Source organism: Streptomyces sp. NPDC057963, from assembly GCF_042887155.1.
Taxonomy (GTDB): Bacteria; Actinomycetota; Actinomycetes; order Streptomycetales; family Streptomycetaceae; genus Streptomyces.
On the sequence record NZ_JBHVPX010000005.1, the window covers coordinates 350,111 to 365,264 of the forward strand.

A 15,154-nucleotide genomic window follows, 5' to 3' on the forward strand; every position below is an offset into this window, starting at 1 on the left:
GTGTTGGACTCATGGATGGTGGGTCCCCGAGGCTGAGGGACATGGCACATTCCACCTGCGGGGCCCGCAACCGGGCCGTCCCGCGCACGCTTCCCCGATCGCCCGAGCTCGGTCGCGGCCTGATCCTGCTGATGGCCCTCGCGGCCGGGCTCTCGGCCGCCGGCAACTACTTCGCCCAGCCGCTGCTCGACGTCATCGAAGTGAATCTCCACATCGGTGTCACCGCGGCGGGGCTGATCGTGACCGCCGCCCAGGCCGGGTACGCGCTGGGCCTGATCCTGCTCGTCCCCCTCGGGGACGCCATGGACCGCCGGCGGCTTGCCGTGAGCCTGTTCGCGCTCACCGCCTTCTTCCTCCTGCTGACGGCCGCCGCGCCCACCGGCCCCCTGCTGATCGCGGGGACCCTGCTCACCGCGCTGACCTCCGTCGGGGCGCAGGTCGTGGTGCCGTTCGCGGCGACCCTGGCGGCTCCGGCGGAACGCAGCAGAGTCGTCGGTGCCGTCATGTCCGGCGTCCTGCTCGGCGGGCTGTTCGGACGGCTGGCCGCCGGTGCGCTGTCCGAGTTGGGCGGCTGGCGGACCGCGTACTGGGTGAACGCGCTGCTCATGGCCGTCATGGCGGTACTTCTGCACCACCGGCTCCCCCGGCTGCCCCGGCCGCGCGACGCGGCCCCGATGCCGTACACCGGCCTCCTGCGCTCCACGCTGGTCCTGCTGCGACAGGAGCCTCTGCTGCGGTGGCGGGCGGCCATCGGCGCGTTCTCCATGGCCTCGTACAGCGTGCAACTGACCGCGCTGACGTTTCTGCTGACCCGGCCCCCGTTCGGCTGGAACGCGGCCGCCATCGGACTTTTCGGGCTGGTGGGCGTCATCGGCGTGGTGGGCATGAACATCGCAGCGCGGCTGAGCGACCGCGGCCGGGTGCAGGCGGTGTCGGGAACGGCTGCCGCACTCCTCACGCTCTCCTGGATTCCGCTGCTGGCCGGCGAGTCCTCGCTGCTCTGGCTGGCGATCGGGGTGATCTCGCTGAACATCGCCCAGCAGGCGGGGCTCAACAGCGCTCAGAACGTGATCTACACGCTCCGCCCGGAGGCCCGCAACCGGATCAACTCCGGCTTCATGACGCTGTTCTTCACGGGCGGTGCGGCCGGGGCCGCGCTGGCTTCGGTGGTCTGGTCGCGGGCGGGCTGGAGCGGAGTCTGCCTCCTGGGGGGCTCGCTGGCCGCCGGAAGCCTCGTGCTGTGGGTCCTGGAACGCGTCCGGATGACCTCCGCCGCACGTCCCGGGACCGCCGCCGTCACTCGTTGACAGCGGTCAGCAGCACCACGGCGTCCTCCAGGGCCAGCAGACCGTGCCGCTCCCGCGGGATCGGGTGGAGCATCCCGGCGCCGAGCTCCGCGTCGCCCGAGGCCGCCGTGAGGCGCACCCTGCCTCGGAGCACCTGGAGGGAGGCCGCGGCCGGTGCGTTGTGCTCGTCGAGGGCGAAGCCCGAGGCGAGGGCAATGACGGTCTGGCGCAGGGGTTCCTGATGCAGCAGGCGGTGGGCGCTGCGGCCGTGCGCGGAGGCGCGGGCCACGGCCAGATGCTCGTCGGCGAGGGCATTCAGATCGTCCATATGCCCACTGTGCCGCAGCCCTCGTGCCCCCGCGATCCTGCCGGGGCCCGGCAGGCGGACGGCCGGGTCGCCCCCAGGAGCTCCCCCGCGGTCAGTTCCGCAGCCAGGCGGCCGTGTCCTGCGGAAGCCTCCCCTCCTCGTCGAGCGGGCCGCTGAGGAGGAGGACGTCCGCGTACGCGGGCAGTTCGACGGGTTCCGCGCCCAGGTCGGCGACGCACACCGGTCCGCCGGTCGAACAAGTGCAGGTACCACTTGCCGTCCTCCGCCCGGGTCCACGGCACACCGCCGAACTCGGACACCCAGTCGTTGGGCGGTACCTCGCCGTCCGTTCCTCGTCCGGTGCGGAAGTGGAAGAGGTCCCGCTCGGGGCTGCCCGGTCCGGCGGCGAGGGCCGCGCGGAACCACGCGTGCCGGTCGGAGACATGGTGGGGAACGATGTCGACGATCGCACGGAGGCCCAGTTCCCGGGCCTCCGCGATCAGTTGCTCGGCATCGGCGAGGCTGCCGAAGGCGGGGTCGACGGTGCGGTAGCCGGCCACGTCGTATCCGCCGTCGGCGAGCGGCGACAGGTATCAGGGGGTGAACCAGAGCGCGTCCACGCCCAGCTCGGCGAGGTAGGGCAGCCTGGCCCGTACTCCCGCGAGATCGCCGGTTCCGTCACCGTCGCCGTCGGCGAAGCTGCATACGCAGATCTGGTGGATGACGGCGTCGCGCCACCAGTTCGCGGTGTCTTCGGGCGGAAGGCCGGCTGCCACGTCGAATTCCTTTCGGGCAGGGGCGCGGAGGGTTTCGGCCGGCACGGAGCCGGGGCTCGGCACCCTCAGCCACCGCGAACAGCGGAGAGCAATAACACGCGTGATCATCGTAAATAATTGACAGCCAGACGCATGAACCCCGCAAGGACGGCAGAGGTGCGCCGGCGGGCAACGGGCGTGCGGCTGCGGCCCCGCACGTCCCGCGTGGCCGGCCGGCCACGACGGCGGAGGCCGGCGACCCACGAACACCCGTCCTCCGCCCGTGAATCCGCCGGCCCGCGAGCCCGATCAGCCCGGCAGCTCACCCGGGTGACGCGGAGGTACCGGCGCGCTCGTCCCGGACGGCGGACAGGACGGGCCGGCCGCGGTCCACCGGTATCTCGCGTCCGGTTCCTTCTCCTCGTTGCGGCTGCCGTCGTCGAACCCGACCGCGGTGAATCCGTACCGCTCGTAGAAGGCCCTGGCGGCGGTGTTGCGCTGGAAGACGTACAGGGTCAGCTCGTCGGGGGCGGCCTCGCGCACCTTGGCCAGGAGCAGTGAGCCGATGCCCCGACGCCGTACGTCGGGTCGCAGATACAGGTGTTCCAGCTCGGTTCCGTCGAGCGAGGCGAATCCCAGCACCTCCCCGGTCCCGGTCTCGGCGATCCACACCGTTGTTCCGGGCAGGACGACATGGGTCATCCAGGCGAGCGTGTCCTCGTCGCTGTGCACCTTCGGCAGGTAGGGCATGGCCGCGGCGCGGGAGTCGAGGAAGAGCCGGGTGAGCGGCCCCGCGTCCCCGGCGGCGGCCTCGCGCAGCAGGACGCGGCCGGCCGGTGCGGAATCGTTCGGTGCCATCGTGTGTCTCCCTGTTCGTTCAGAACCCGCCATGTGTTGCGGTCGGCGGTACACCGCTCGTCGTCGTGGACGAACATATGCCGGGCCTCGCGGCGTCTCCACAGGTTTCGCGCCGGGCCTCCGGGACGGCCGGTCCCGGCCGGGCCGACGCGGCGGGGCGGTCGCGGACCGGTGCGGGCCACCCGCGAAAATGGCGCGGGGGAAAGCACAACGACCGACCGATACGGAGGAGTGGCAGATGCCGCACGAACGAGCTGGACAACCGGCCCGGCCGGAGGATCTCACCGATGTGGCCCGGCTGGTGACCGCGTATTACACGCTGCACCCGGATCCGGCCGTCCCCGGTCAGCGGGTCGCGTTCGGCACCTCCGGCCATCGCGGGTCGTCCACGGCGACCGCGTTCAACGAGGACCACATCGCGGCCACCAGCCAGGCCATCAGCGAGTACCGGGCGCGGCAGGGCACGGACGGGCCGCTCTTCCTCGGCGCCGACACCCACGCCCTGTCGGAGCCGGCGCGGATCACCGCCGTCGAGGTGTTCGCCGCCAATGACGTGACCGTGCTCATCGACCCGGCCGACGGCTACACCCCGACCCCGGCGGTGTCGCACGCCGTCCTCACCCACAACCGGGGACGGACCTCGCGGCTCGCCGACGGTGTGGTGGTCACCCCGTCCCACAACCCGCCCGGCGACGGAGGGTTCAAGTACAACCCGCCGAACGGTGGCCCGGCCGGGTCCGAGGCCACCGGCTGGATCCAGGAACGGGCCAACGAGATCATCGCGGCCGGCATGAAGGAGGTACGCCGGCTGCCCTACGCCCGCGCACGGGCGGCGTCGACCACCGGGACGTACGACTTCCTCGGCAGCTACGTCACGGATCTGCCGTCCGTGCTCGACCTGGACGCGATCCGCTCGGCGGGGGTGCGGATCGGCGCCGATCCGCTCGGCGGCGCCTCGGTCGCGTACTGGGGACGGATCGCGGAACAGCACCGGCTCGATCTGACCGTCGTCAACCCCCTGACCGACCCCACCTGGCGGTTCATGACGCTGGACTGGGACGGGAAGATCCGGATGGACTGCTCCTCGCCGTACGCCATGGCCTCACTGATCGGGCAGCGCGACCGCTATGGGATCGCGACCGGGAACGACGCCGACGCCGACCGGCACGGCATCGTGACGCCCGACGCCGGTCTGATGAACCCGAACCACTACCTCGCCGTAGCCATCGACTACCTGTACTCCCACCGCGAGCGGTGGCCGGCCGCCGCGGGCATCGGCAAGACGCTGGTCTCCTCGGGAATGATCGACCGGGTGGCCGTCGGTCTCGGCCGTGAACTGGTCGAGGTGCCGGTCGGCTTCAAGTGGTTCGTCGACGGACTGGCCGACGGGTCGCTCGGATTCGGCGGCGAGGAGTCTGCCGGGGCCTCGTTCCTGCGCCGCGACGGATCGGTGTGGACGACCGACAAGGACGGCATCGTCCTGGCCTTGCTCGCCTCGGAGATCCTCGCGGTGACGGGCAGTTCCCCGTCGGAGCGCTACACCGCGCTCACCGCCCGGTTCGGCGAGCCGGCGTACGCCCGGATCGACGCGCCCGCCGACCGCGCGCAGAAGGCGGTTCTCGCACGGCTCTCCCCCGAGCAGGTCACGGCCGACACCCTGGCCGGCGAACCGGTCACGGCCGTGCTGACGGAGGCGCCCGGCAACGGCGCACCGATCGGCGGCATCAAGGTGACGACGGAGAACGCCTGGTTCGCCGCCCGCCCCTCGGGCACCGAGGACGTCTACAAGATCTACGCCGAGTCGTTCCTGGGCAGCGATCACCTCGGCCGGGTCCAGGAGGAGGCCAGGGCCGTGGTCTCCGCGGCCCTGGACGCCTGAGCCCGGCCGGGCCGCCCGGCACCCGTCCGATGCCCGCGCACGCCGGAGCCGCCCGGAGCCCGTCCGACGACAGGTGCCGGGCGGCTTCCGGCCGTTCGGCGGGGTCAGCGCACGACGTCCACGAAGACCGGGTTGGTGTAGAACCAGGTGTCGAGCCACGGGTTGCCCTTGCCGGGCTCGTGCGGCAGCGGGCCGTGCGGGTCGATCGACGCGCCGAGGAATCCCTTTCCGTGCCGCTTGCCGTCGCTGCCGCGCAGGCGCAGGTAGAACGGCTCGTCAGCACGCCCGACCGGGATGCGCAGGGTGTACGTGCCACGGCGGCCCGAGACGTCGGCGGTGTGCGCGAGCCGGGTGTCCGGTGCGCGCCAGCCGTCGCGGTCGGCGGCCGGGCCGCGGACCGCGCCGCGGATGACGTCGACGTGCTCCAGACGCGGCAGCACGCCGTACGGATTGCGGCGCGAGGCGGCGGTCACCGTGACGGTGAGGGTGAGCTTCTCGCCGCGCCGGGCGCGGAGCCGGCCGCCGAGTGTCGCGCTGTTGCCGTGCTCGCCGCGGACCTTGACGTCGATGCCGTCGATGAGATGTCCGTGGTCGACCCAGACCCGGCCGGCCCGCAGCCCCTCCATCACGTTCCGGTAGCCGTAGCGGGTGACGCCGACATGGGTACGGCTGAACTGGCCCGGCCAGAAGTCGCCGCCGGGCTGCGGCTCGGTGGTGTTGTACGGGTCGGGGAGGTGGCCCGTGTTGTCGAAGTCCCGGCCGGGCGGCCAGGCGCCGTTGACCCAGGTGTCCTGGGCGACGCGGTGGACGTCGGAGTTGGACGTGATCGTGAAGAGCTTGCCCTCCGCCAGCATCGCGTCCCACAGGCCGCCGACGGTCGCGGTCGCCCAGTCGAAGCCGCCGTAGGTGACATATGCCTCGCGCGGGTAGCCGGGCCAGGAGTCGGCGGAGGGTGAATTCGTGTACTCGCCGCGGATGTTGGTGTCCGGGTGCCAGCCCGGGATCGCCCCGGCCTGGGCGCCCGGGGCGCCCTCCATGCCGATCATTATCTCGGGGGCCGCGTCACGCCAGCCGCGCATCTCGTGCGGGGAGTCGATGCCGAGCCGCATGGGGTGGTTGGCGAGGACGAGGACGTCGTCGACGTACCGGGTGCGGCGCTGTTCGGCCAGCCACTTCAGGGCCTTGAGCGCGTGGGCCTCGTTCCGCGGGGTGTCGGGGTGCGTCGGGGCACCGGCGGTGTAGCCGAGCAGCTTGCCGTCGAAGGCCTCCTCGAATCGGGTGAGGAGGTCGACCTCGTGCCGTCCGGGCGGCGAGAAGACGGTGCAGTGCTCGGCGCCGGGGATGTACCACTCCAGGCCCTGGAAGATCAGCATGCGCTTGTTGTCGGCGCGGGCCTTGAGGATCTCCCGGTGCTCCTGCGCGGCGCCGAACTCCGCGTGGCCGATGTTGCTGTGCTCGGTGAAGACCATCCAGTCGAGACCGAACTTCTGCCCTGCCGAAGCAAGTTGGGAGAAGGTGTACTTGGCGTCATGGCTGTAGACGGAGTGGTTGTGGTGATCACCGACCAGGTAGACCAGGTCGGGGGCCTTTCCGTGACCATGCCCTTGGCCGTGCCCCTGGAGCCGGCCTCCCCTGCTGTCGGCCAGCGCGGGCAGTGGCAGCGACGCGGCGGCGAAGGCCGCGCCGAACAGACCGGCACGGCGCATCAGCCCTCGGCGGCTGAGGCCCTGGGGGTCGAGCGACTCCGCGGGAACCTGGGGGTCGGCCCATTCGGGCACGGGGTGGGACATGACGCGACGTTCTCCTTCGTGCGGGGCGGCAACGGTCCGGGGCCCGGATCGCATGGGCCGCCGCCAAGAGGATTTCTTGATTCCGGAACCGTCGGGTGAACCCGGCCTGAAATACGGGGGACGCATCCGTGTCGCACCGGTGGGAGCGGCTGCGGAACGACCGCAGAACGACTGCGGGCCGGTCGCGGACGGTCGCCCGGAGGCCGAGCGGTTCGACCTGCCGGGCACACAGCACTGCGATCGGCCCGAAGCACCCTTCCGCAGAGCCCCTTCCGAAGAGCCCTTCCGACCTGCCCGGGAGGCCGGTCGCGGGCCCGGTGCCGAAGAGCGAGACCGGTCCCGGCGCCGGGGCGATGGCCCACCGGACCCCCGGGAGGGGGCCGCCGAGCGGCACGGGCCGTCGTTCCTCCGTGCTCCGTGCGGCGGATCACCCGTCTGCCACGGCCCGGTGGCGGAGCACGCGGGGTGCCTCGACGCTTGTCCCTACCCGCCGATCCACAAGGCGGGCGGAGCCTGATGGGGGTGAATCCGTGGCAGACGCCGGTGCACCGGACCCCGCGTCACGGGCGGTCGGCGGCATGGGGGCCGCGGTCCTCAGCACCTTGTTCGCCCAGTCGGCGGTGGGCCTGCACGTCCTGGACACAGACCTGCGGGTGGTGCGGGCGAACACCCTTTCCGGCGTCGTCCCCGACGAGCGCCTCGTGGGGCGCTACTTCACCGATGCGTACCACGTCGAAAGACCCGACGAGGCGGAGCACTTGCTGCGCCAGGTGCTGGACACCGGCGTGGCCGTGCGCGAGCGGGTGATCCGCGGTCGGGCCGTCGACTCCTCCGGCCCCAGTCGCCGCCTCATGGTGTCCGTCCACCGTCTGAACGATACGGACGGCCGTGCCCTCGGGCTGCTGGCCACCGTCGTGGACGTCAACGAGCGGGAGAAGGCGCGCGTCCGGACGGCCTGCCTCACCGCGGTGCGCACGCGGGTGGGCAGGTCACTCGACGTGGCGGCGACCTGCGAGGGGCTCGTCGAGGCCGCCGTTCCGGCATTCGCCGACCTCGCCGTGGTCGAGGTGGTGGACGACGTCCTGCGGGGTTCGGATCCGCCGCCCGGCCCCCTGGGGCCCGATGTCCCACTGCGCCGCGCGGCCGTCCGCGGTCTCGGTACGGACGGCCACCGGAGCGGCCTCGTCGGAGAGATGCGCCGGCTGCCCGACCGTACGCCGTACTCCCTGGCCGCGTCGGACCTGCGGCCCCGCCTCGTCCGGATCGACGCCCGGACGCCGTGGCTCGACGCGGACCCCGACAGCGCCCGGCTGATCGAAACGACCCGGGCCCACTCCTTGATCGTGGCCCCGCTGAAGCTGCACGGCACGGTCCTGGGCCTGGTGAGTCTCTACCGGTGCCGGGGTACGGAACCCTACGAGGAGAACGATCTCCCCCTCGCTCTGACGGCGGCCGCCCATGTCGCCCTGAGCATCGACAACGCACGGCGCTACGAGCGCGACCACGTGATCGCGTCGACGGTGCAGCGCCGGCTCCTTCCCCAGGCCGACGGCGGCCGCATCGCCGTGGAGACGGCACACGCCCTGCTGCCCGGACGCAACAGCGGCTGCTGGTTCGACACCATCGGCCTCTCGGGCGCGCGCACCGCCCTGATGGTCGGCAGTGTCGAGGCGCCCGGCCTCCAGGCGGCCATCACCATGGGACAGTTGCGCACCGTCATCCACGCGCTGGCCGGTCTCGACCTGGAGCCGGACGAAGTGCTGGCCAGGCTGACCGACACCGCCGGGCGGCTGGCCGTCGAGCGGGCCGCGCTGCCGCCCGGCGACTGGCTGCACAGACAGTCACCCACGGCGACCTGCATGTACGCCGTCTACGACCCGTTCTCCCGTACCTGCACCTTGGCGCGGGCGGGGCATCCGTCGCCCGTCCTCGTCTCACCCGACGGCACCACGACCACCCTCGATGTCCCCGAGGGGCCCTCGCTGTTCTCCAGCGACAGTTCACCGTTCGCCACCGCCGCCTACGAGCTCGACGAAGGCAGCGTCCTGGCGTTCTTCACCGGATCCCTCCTGACCGGAGACGGGTCCGCGCATCGGGTCCGGGAGGTGCTCGCGCGGCCCGGCCGGAATCTGCAGGACCTGTGCGACAACGTGGTCTACAACCTGCCGGCCGAGACCCACCCGGAGGGCGCCGCGCTCCTCCTCGCCCGTACCGGCGTCGTTCCCGCCGACCGGGTCGCGACCTGGGAACTGGCGCACGACCGGACCAGCCCCGCCGTCGCCCGCACACTCGTGCGCGACCGGCTCGACGGCTGGGGCGTCGAGGAGGAGACGATCGACGCGACCGAACTCATCGTGAGCGAACTGATCACCAACGCCGTCCGCTACGGCACCCCTCCCCTGCACCTGCGGCTGATCCTGGACCGCACACTCACCTGCGAAGTACACGACAGCAGCCGGGTGTCGCCCCATCTACGCCATGCGCGCACCGTCGACGAGGGCGGCCGGGGGCTGTTCATCGTCTCCCGGCTCGCCACGCACTGGGGCACCCGGTACAGCGGCAACGGCAAGGCCCTGTGGACCGAACAGGAGCTCCCGCTCCCGGCAGACGACCCGGCCGTGGCCGACGGGTCCTGACCACGCTGTACGGCACCCGCCGCGCACGACCGCATCCCCCACGGCCACCGTGTGCCCGCTGGTGACGGCCGTGACCGCGACGGGCCCGTTGCACGGCGGGAACAACAGTGGTTCAGTGGCAGAGGAAGATATGAATCGAGGTTCAGATCATCATGGCCTACCGATCCACCGCCCGCACGGAGGCGACCCGGCGCGCTCACCGCGAGCGGATGCTGGACGCCGCACGGCAACTGCTGGCCGAGGGCGGGTACGCGGCGGCCGGCATCTCGGCGATCGCCGACCGCGCCGGCGTCGCCACCGGCAGCGTCTACAACCACTTCGCCTCCAAGCAGGAGTTGCTCGCGGCGGTCTTCCGCCATGTCGCGGGCCATGAGCTCAGCACGGTGCAGGAGGCGGTGCGGGCGCGCGGCGGGGCCGCCGAGCAGCTGCGCGCCTTGGTCGAGGTCTTCGCGTACCGCGCGCTGCGCAACCCTCGTACGGCCTGGGCGCTGCTGGCCGAACCGGTCGATCCGCTCGTCGAGCAGGAGCGGCTGACCTACCGGCGCGGCTACCACGCCCTCGCCGAGTCGGTCATCGCCGACGGTATCGCCACGGAGGAACTCCCCATACAGAACGCCCAGTTGTCGGCCGCCGCCGTGATCGGGGCGGTCGGCGAGGCTCTGCTCGGCCCGCTGTCGCCGGTCGGTGAGCGGACCGAACCGGGCCCGGTCGTGGCGGGCATCACCGCGCTGTGCCTGAGAGCGGTCGGAGCCGACGGCACCTGATCACAGCCCCCGCACGGCCACGCCGGCTCCCCGCCCCACCCGCATCCCGACGCCCCGCGCCCCGCCCCACCCATCGACCCAGGACAGGAAACCGCGATGACCATCGCCCCGCACCGGACCGGCCCGCGGCCCGGCGCCCCCGCACCGCGTCCCACCCATGAGGTCACCAACCAGGCCCCGCCGAGGAAGGATCTCGACGAGTACGGCACCAATCTGCCGCTCACGGAGGCCGTCCGGGCCTTCGGTGCGGCCTGGCACGAGCCCGAGCTGCACGAGATCGGCGCCCTGGTCGGCTCCGAGCGGTTCCAGACCGCCGCGGAGCTCGCCCACACCTTCCCGCCCGTCCTGCGCACCCATGACCGCTACGGCAACCGCGTCGACGAGATCGACTTCCATCCCGCCTACCACGAGGTCATCGGCGCGGCGGTGAGTCACGGCACGCACACCGCGGGCTGGGCCGACCCGAAGCCCGGAGCGGCCGTGGCACGGGCGTCGTCGTTCATGCTGTTCGCCCAGATCGAGCCCGGCCATGCCTGCCCGATGTCCATGTCGCATGCCGTGGTCCCGGTCCTGCAGCGCGATCCGGACGTGGGACGGGACTGGCTGCCGGGCCTGCTCAGCCGGTCGTACGACCCCCGGCTGATCGCCCCGGGCCGCAAGTCCGGGCTGACGTTCGGCATGGGGATGACGGAGAAGCAGGGCGGCTCCGACGTCCGCGCCAATACCACCCGGGCCGTCCCGCTGGCCTCGGACCCCGAGGACCGGGCCCATCTGCTGACCGGCCACAAGTGGTTCTTCTCGGCCCCGCAGTCGGACGCCTTCCTGGTCCTGGCCCAGGCCGAGGCCGGGCTCACCTGCTTCCTCGTGCCGCGCGTACTGGCCGACGGCACCCGCAACACGGTCCGCATCCAGCGCCTGAAGAACAAGCTCGGCAACAAGTCGAACGCCTCCTCCGAGGTGGAGTTCGACGGCACCTGGGCGGTACGGGTCGGCGAGCCCGGCCGCGGCGTCCCCACCATCATCGAGATGGTCAACCACACCCGGCTCGACTGCGTGCTCGGCACCACCGCGGGCATGCGCCAGTCGGTGTCCGAGGCGATCTGGCACGCCCGGCACCGCAGCGCGTTCGGTGCCCGGCTGGTCGACCAGCCGGCCATGACGGCGGTCCTCGCCGATCTGGCGCTGGAGACGGAGGCCGCGACCTGGACCGCACTGCGCCTGGCCCACGCGTACGAGGACGGCAGCGGCGAGTCCGAGGCGGTGTTCCGGCGGCTGGCGACGGCCGTGGCCAAGTACTGGATCTGCAAGCGCGGTCCGCACCACGCCTACGAGGCGCTGGAGTGCCTGGGCGGCAACGGCTACACCGAGGACTGGCCGCTGGCCCGGCGCTACCGCGAGCAGCCGGTGATGGCGGTGTGGGAGGGCTCCGGCAACGTCATCGCCCTCGATGTGCTGCGGGGCATCGCCAGGACCCCGCAGTCGCTGGACGCCTTCTGGGCGGAGCTGGAGACCACCGCCGGCGCGAATCCCGTACTGGACGCGCACATCCGCCGGGTGCGCCAGGATCTGGCCGCGGATCTGCGCGACCCGCTCGCCGCGCAGACCCGCGCGCGGGCGACGGTCGAGGGCATGGCACTGGCTCTGCAGTCCTCACTGATGCTGCGTCATGCCCCCGCGGCGGCGGCCGAGGCGTTCGTCGCCGCCCGGCTCGGCGAGGACCGCGGCCATCAGTACGGCATCCTGCCGCGCGGCACCGATGCGGCGGCGATCATGGAGCGGCACTCCGGCCTGGCCGGCTGAGACGGTCCCCGCCGGCGCTCCCCGGGTGTGCGGTGCGGACGGGCCGGGGCGGGCAGCGGTCGGAGAAAGACCCTGCCCGCCCGCCGTCGAGCTGCGCATCCGGTGCCATGGGCGTTAGGTTGGCCCCCATGGAGTCGAGACCCCGGACACTGTGGCTGCGCACCGAGCCCCTCCACGCGGTGATCTACTTCGACGAGGAGTGCCGGGGCCTCGGCAGGTCCGTCGGCCTCAAGGGCTTCTGGATGGGTTACTTCGCCACCCGCACGGCCCCCATGGGACCGGTCCGCCCCGAGGCCGCGACCGCTGTCCTGGCCGTTTTCGCCCCGGGCATGGTGGCCCGGGCGCTGCCCGCAGCGTGGCGGATCGTCGCCCCCGAAACGCTCATCGAGCTCCGCGCACGGCTGGCCGCGCGGGCACTGCGCAGGCTGGTCCCCGGCATCGACACCCTCGCCGGACAGCTCGCCCCGCCGCTCACGGCGATGGTGGAGGACGCCTCCGCCCTCGCACGTCCGCTGTTCGCCGCGAACCGCCCGCTGTGCGACCGCGCCGACCCGGTGGAACGCCTGTGGCAACTCACCACCGCGCTGCGGGAGTTCAGGGGAGACGCACACGCCGCCGCACTCGCCGACCACGGCCTGGACGCCCCCGAGGCGCTCGTTCTCGCCGCCGCCACCGGCCGTGTTCCGCGCGAGGGCATCCAGCTCGACCGGGGGGTGAGCGACACGCAGTGGCTGGACGCCGAGGAACGGCTGCGCTCCCGCGGGATGATCGACGCGGAGTCGGCTGCCACGGCGCGCGGTCGTGAGGAACGGGACCTGGTCGAGGACACCACGGACCGGCTGGCCGCCCGGCTGCTGCGCCCCCTCGCCGACAGCACGGCGGACGCCCTGCTCGCCGCCCTGGAGGTGCCGGCCCGGCAGGTGGTGGCGGCAAAGCTGCTGCCGTTCCCGAACCCGATCGGCCTGCCCCGGTCCGGCTGAAGGCGTCCCGCAATCCCCGGTGGACGAGCGCGGGGCGTCGGATGCGGCGCGTCGCCAGGCGGAGGAACGTCCGCATGCGTGGGTGTACTCGGGCGTTCCGACAACGCGGCGAGGTTCCGCAGCTGCCGTCGTGTGCCCGCCGGGGATGACGGGGCGGCCCTCAGCGCCTGTCCATGGGACGTCGGGAGACCCAGCCGAGCAGGACCACCGAGCACACTGCCGCGAAGGCGCACCAGGTCGCGGCCCGTTCGCCGGCCGGGGCGGGCGGAGTGGCGGTGTCCGGCGGCCGAGTCAGCCGGTCGCGGGGCGCGGCCGGTGGATCGCCCCGGACGTTTCCGCGAGCGGGCTGCCGGTGCCGCCCCAGCGCAGTGCGACGATCTCCGCCGCGATCGAAACGGCCACCTCCTCGGGGGTACGCGCGCCGAGGTCGAGGCCGATGGGCGAGCGCAGCCGCGCCAGTTCCGTCCCGTCGAGACCGGCCTCGCGCAGCCGGGCCAGGCGGTCCTCGTGGGTTCGCCGACTGCCCATCACCCCGATGTACGCGGCCGGGGTGCGCAGGGCCACCTCCAGCAGCGGTACGTCGAACTTCGGGTCATGGGTGAGGACGCACATCACGGTCCGCCCGTCGATTTCGGTGGCGCGCAGATACCGGTGCGGCCAGTCGACGACCACCTCCGCACCGTCCGGGAAACGCCGGGGGTCGGCGAAGACGGGGCGGGCGTCGCAGACGGTGACGCGGTAGCCGAGGAACACGCCGATCCTCGCCACCGCCGCGGCGAAGTCGATCGCGCCGAAGACCAGCATCCTGGGCGGCGGGGCGAACGACTGGAGGAACACGGTGACGTCGTCCTCGCGGCGTTCGCCGTCGGGGCCGTAGTGCCGCAAGCCGGTTGCGCCCTGGGCGAGTTCGCCTCGCGCGTCGGCGGTGACGGCGGCGTCGAGCCCGCTCGCGCCCAGCGAGCCGGAGACGGTGTCCGGCCGGACGGCGAGGGCGGCCCCGCGCGGGGCGGGGCCGTCGGTCACGGTGGCGACCACCACCGGACGGTGCGCGGCGACCGACGCGGCGGCCTCGCCGAAGGCGGCGTCGTGCGCGGGCGTCACCGGACGTACGAGGAGTGTGATCTCGCCGCCGCAGGTGAGGCCGACGGCGAAGGCGTCCTCGTCGCTGTAGCCGAAGGTGCGGAGCTGGGCACGGCCGGTCTCCACCACCTCCTTGGCCAGTTCGAAGACCGCGCCCTCGACGCAACCGCCGGAGACGCTGCCCACGACCTCGTCGTCCGGGCCCACGGCCATCGCCGCGCCCGGGCCGCGCGGTGCGCTGCGGCTGACCGCGACGACGGTGGCGAGCCCGAACGGCTGCCCGGCGGCGTACCAGCGGCTGAGCGCCGGAAGGATCTCACGCATCGGCCGCCTCCGGGAGGGCCGGGATGGGCGCGGTCCGGCCCACGTGCAGTTCGCCCCTGCGGAGCGGCGGCCGGTGCGGTGCCGATGGCGGGAAGCGGGCCGGGGCGGGGCGCTCGCCGACGACGCACCCCGTCCGCTCCGGGCGGGCGCCCCGCTCGCCCCGTCCGTCCTGCGGCCCGTCCACGCCGATCGTCCCGGTCGCCGGGTCCCTCATCCGTCGCTCCTCCCGGCCCCGGAGCTCAGGCCGTGGTGTCGGACCACGCGTACGGCGGTGCGACGGGCCCGGTCGCGGGTCCGGCTCCGACCGATTCCAGTTCCTGGTCGGCGGCCCTCATCAGCTGCGCGGCGATGTCCTTCATGGCGCGGCTCGCCGCGAGTTCGTCGCCGATGGCGGGGACGTCCACGTCCTGCGGATTGCAGCGGGCGACCCCTCGTCCCACGAGCGTGTCCGAGCCGGTGTCCAGCACCGCCTCCGCCCTGGTCGTACCGTCCTCCTCGGACAGGCCGACACGGACCTTCCATTCCAACGTGCGCGTCATCGCCCACCTCCTGCGGCCGCGCGCGGTCTGTCGGTACGCCGCCACGACGCGGTCCTGCCCCCAGCATCCCTCCGGCCGGGCCCGTCCGCGCGTTCCGGCCCGTCCCGCCCGGGTCACGGCACCGGAACTCGTCCTGCGGGGATCGCAGCGCCGAAA

13 protein-coding genes and 1 pseudogene are annotated in these 15,154 nt (G+C 73.0%); 6 read left to right on the forward strand and 8 right to left on the reverse strand.

Annotation, left to right across the window (positions count from 1 at the left end; translation table 11 throughout):
* Positions 1-41 precede the first annotated feature (41 nt).
* Positions 42-1,307, forward strand: a complete 1,266-nt coding sequence (locus tag ACFVT1_RS14685) for an MFS transporter (RefSeq protein ID WP_389795131.1) — start codon at positions 42-44, stop codon at positions 1,305-1,307.
* On the opposite strand, the gene ACFVT1_RS14690 is transcribed toward ACFVT1_RS14685, so the two are convergent.
* The 3 genes and pseudogenes from ACFVT1_RS14690 to ACFVT1_RS14700 all read right to left on the reverse strand — a co-directional run bounded on the left by ACFVT1_RS14690 (position 1,297) and on the right by ACFVT1_RS14700 (position 3,206).
* Positions 1,297-1,614, reverse strand: coding sequence for a cupin (locus ACFVT1_RS14690; RefSeq protein WP_389795133.1), 318 nt, complete (start codon positions 1,612-1,614; stop codon positions 1,297-1,299). The genes ACFVT1_RS14685 and ACFVT1_RS14690 overlap by 11 nt on opposite strands.
* A gap of 233 nt (positions 1,615-1,847) precedes the next feature.
* Positions 1,848-2,369: pseudogene (locus ACFVT1_RS14695) on the reverse strand (alpha-amylase family glycosyl hydrolase); the annotation flags it as partial.
* Between the two features lie 288 nt (positions 2,370-2,657).
* On the reverse strand, positions 2,658-3,206 hold the full coding sequence (locus ACFVT1_RS14700) for a GNAT family N-acetyltransferase (protein WP_389795135.1): 549 nt from the start codon (positions 3,204-3,206) through the stop codon (positions 2,658-2,660).
* A gap of 238 nt (positions 3,207-3,444) precedes the next feature.
* Between ACFVT1_RS14700 and pgm the strand changes: the two genes are divergently transcribed.
* Positions 3,445-5,085, forward strand: a complete 1,641-nt coding sequence (gene pgm / locus ACFVT1_RS14705) for a phosphoglucomutase (alpha-D-glucose-1,6-bisphosphate-dependent) (protein WP_389795137.1) — start codon at positions 3,445-3,447, stop codon at positions 5,083-5,085.
* Positions 5,086-5,189: 104 nt separating this feature from the next.
* Here pgm and ACFVT1_RS14710 read toward each other — a convergent pair whose 3' ends face one another.
* Positions 5,190-6,875 carry a PHP domain-containing protein gene (locus ACFVT1_RS14710; RefSeq protein WP_389795139.1) on the reverse strand — a complete coding sequence of 562 codons (1,686 nt, stop codon included), beginning with the start codon at positions 6,873-6,875 and terminating at the stop codon, positions 5,190-5,192.
* Between the two features lie 530 nt (positions 6,876-7,405).
* Here ACFVT1_RS14710 and ACFVT1_RS14715 point away from each other — a divergent pair.
* From ACFVT1_RS14715 to ACFVT1_RS14730, 4 genes are all read left to right on the forward strand, one after another.
* Positions 7,406-9,511: a SpoIIE family protein phosphatase gene (locus ACFVT1_RS14715; protein ID WP_389795141.1), complete on the forward strand. Its 2,106-nt coding sequence runs from the start codon at positions 7,406-7,408 to the stop codon at positions 9,509-9,511.
* A gap of 152 nt (positions 9,512-9,663) precedes the next feature.
* On the forward strand, positions 9,664-10,275 hold the full coding sequence (locus ACFVT1_RS14720) for a TetR/AcrR family transcriptional regulator (RefSeq protein ID WP_389795142.1): 612 nt from the start codon (positions 9,664-9,666) through the stop codon (positions 10,273-10,275).
* 96 nt (positions 10,276-10,371) lie between these two features.
* Positions 10,372-12,075, forward strand: a complete 1,704-nt coding sequence (locus tag ACFVT1_RS14725; protein WP_389795144.1) for an acyl-CoA dehydrogenase family protein — start codon at positions 10,372-10,374, stop codon at positions 12,073-12,075.
* 128 nt (positions 12,076-12,203) lie between these two features.
* Positions 12,204-13,055: a hypothetical protein gene (locus ACFVT1_RS14730; protein WP_389795146.1), complete on the forward strand. Its 852-nt coding sequence runs from the start codon at positions 12,204-12,206 to the stop codon at positions 13,053-13,055.
* Positions 13,056-13,215: 160 nt separating this feature from the next.
* Here the strand turns inward: ACFVT1_RS14730 and ACFVT1_RS14735 are convergent, their stop codons facing one another.
* The 4 genes from ACFVT1_RS14735 to ACFVT1_RS14750 are packed head-to-tail and all read right to left on the reverse strand — an operon-like array spanning position 13,216 to position 14,998.
* Positions 13,216-13,419 carry a DUF6629 family protein gene (locus ACFVT1_RS14735; protein ID WP_389795493.1) on the reverse strand — a complete coding sequence of 68 codons (204 nt, stop codon included), beginning with the start codon at positions 13,417-13,419 and terminating at the stop codon, positions 13,216-13,218.
* Positions 13,347-14,459 (reverse strand): XdhC family protein, encoded by a 1,113-nt coding sequence (locus ACFVT1_RS14740; protein WP_389795148.1) that lies wholly within the window; start codon positions 14,457-14,459, stop codon positions 13,347-13,349. The genes ACFVT1_RS14735 and ACFVT1_RS14740 overlap by 73 nt, the downstream gene beginning before the upstream one ends.
* A complete protein-coding gene (locus ACFVT1_RS14745; protein WP_389795150.1) occupies positions 14,452-14,673 on the reverse strand; it encodes a hypothetical protein in 222 nt (73 codons plus the stop codon). Before ACFVT1_RS14745 ends, ACFVT1_RS14740 begins: the two co-directional genes overlap by 8 nt.
* A 25-nt stretch (positions 14,674-14,698) precedes the next feature.
* A complete protein-coding gene (locus ACFVT1_RS14750) occupies positions 14,699-14,998 on the reverse strand; it encodes a DUF1876 domain-containing protein (protein ID WP_389795151.1) in 300 nt (99 codons plus the stop codon).
* Between the last annotated feature and the right edge of the window lie 156 nt (positions 14,999-15,154).

Excerpts from the sequence above, each read along its gene's own strand:
- ACFVT1_RS14685 (WP_389795131.1), top strand. The coding sequence starts at position 42 with ATGGCACATTCCACCTGCGGGGCCCGCAACCGGGCCGTCCCGCGCACG.
- ACFVT1_RS14690 (WP_389795133.1), bottom strand. The coding sequence starts at position 1,614 with ATGGACGATCTGAATGCCCTCGCCGACGAGCATCTGGCCGTGGCCCGC.
- ACFVT1_RS14700 (WP_389795135.1), bottom strand. The coding sequence starts at position 3,206 with ATGGCACCGAACGATTCCGCACCGGCCGGCCGCGTCCTGCTGCGCGAG.
- pgm (WP_389795137.1), top strand. The coding sequence starts at position 3,445 with ATGCCGCACGAACGAGCTGGACAACCGGCCCGGCCGGAGGATCTCACC.
- ACFVT1_RS14710 (WP_389795139.1), bottom strand. The coding sequence starts at position 6,875 with ATGTCCCACCCCGTGCCCGAATGGGCCGACCCCCAGGTTCCCGCGGAG.
- ACFVT1_RS14720 (WP_389795142.1), top strand. The coding sequence starts at position 9,664 with ATGGCCTACCGATCCACCGCCCGCACGGAGGCGACCCGGCGCGCTCAC.
- ACFVT1_RS14725 (WP_389795144.1), top strand. The coding sequence starts at position 10,372 with ATGACCATCGCCCCGCACCGGACCGGCCCGCGGCCCGGCGCCCCCGCA.
- ACFVT1_RS14730 (WP_389795146.1), top strand. The coding sequence starts at position 12,204 with ATGGAGTCGAGACCCCGGACACTGTGGCTGCGCACCGAGCCCCTCCAC.
- ACFVT1_RS14740 (WP_389795148.1), bottom strand. The coding sequence starts at position 14,459 with ATGCGTGAGATCCTTCCGGCGCTCAGCCGCTGGTACGCCGCCGGGCAG.
- ACFVT1_RS14745 (WP_389795150.1), bottom strand. The coding sequence starts at position 14,673 with ATGAGGGACCCGGCGACCGGGACGATCGGCGTGGACGGGCCGCAGGAC.
- ACFVT1_RS14750 (WP_389795151.1), bottom strand. The coding sequence starts at position 14,998 with ATGACGCGCACGTTGGAATGGAAGGTCCGTGTCGGCCTGTCCGAGGAG.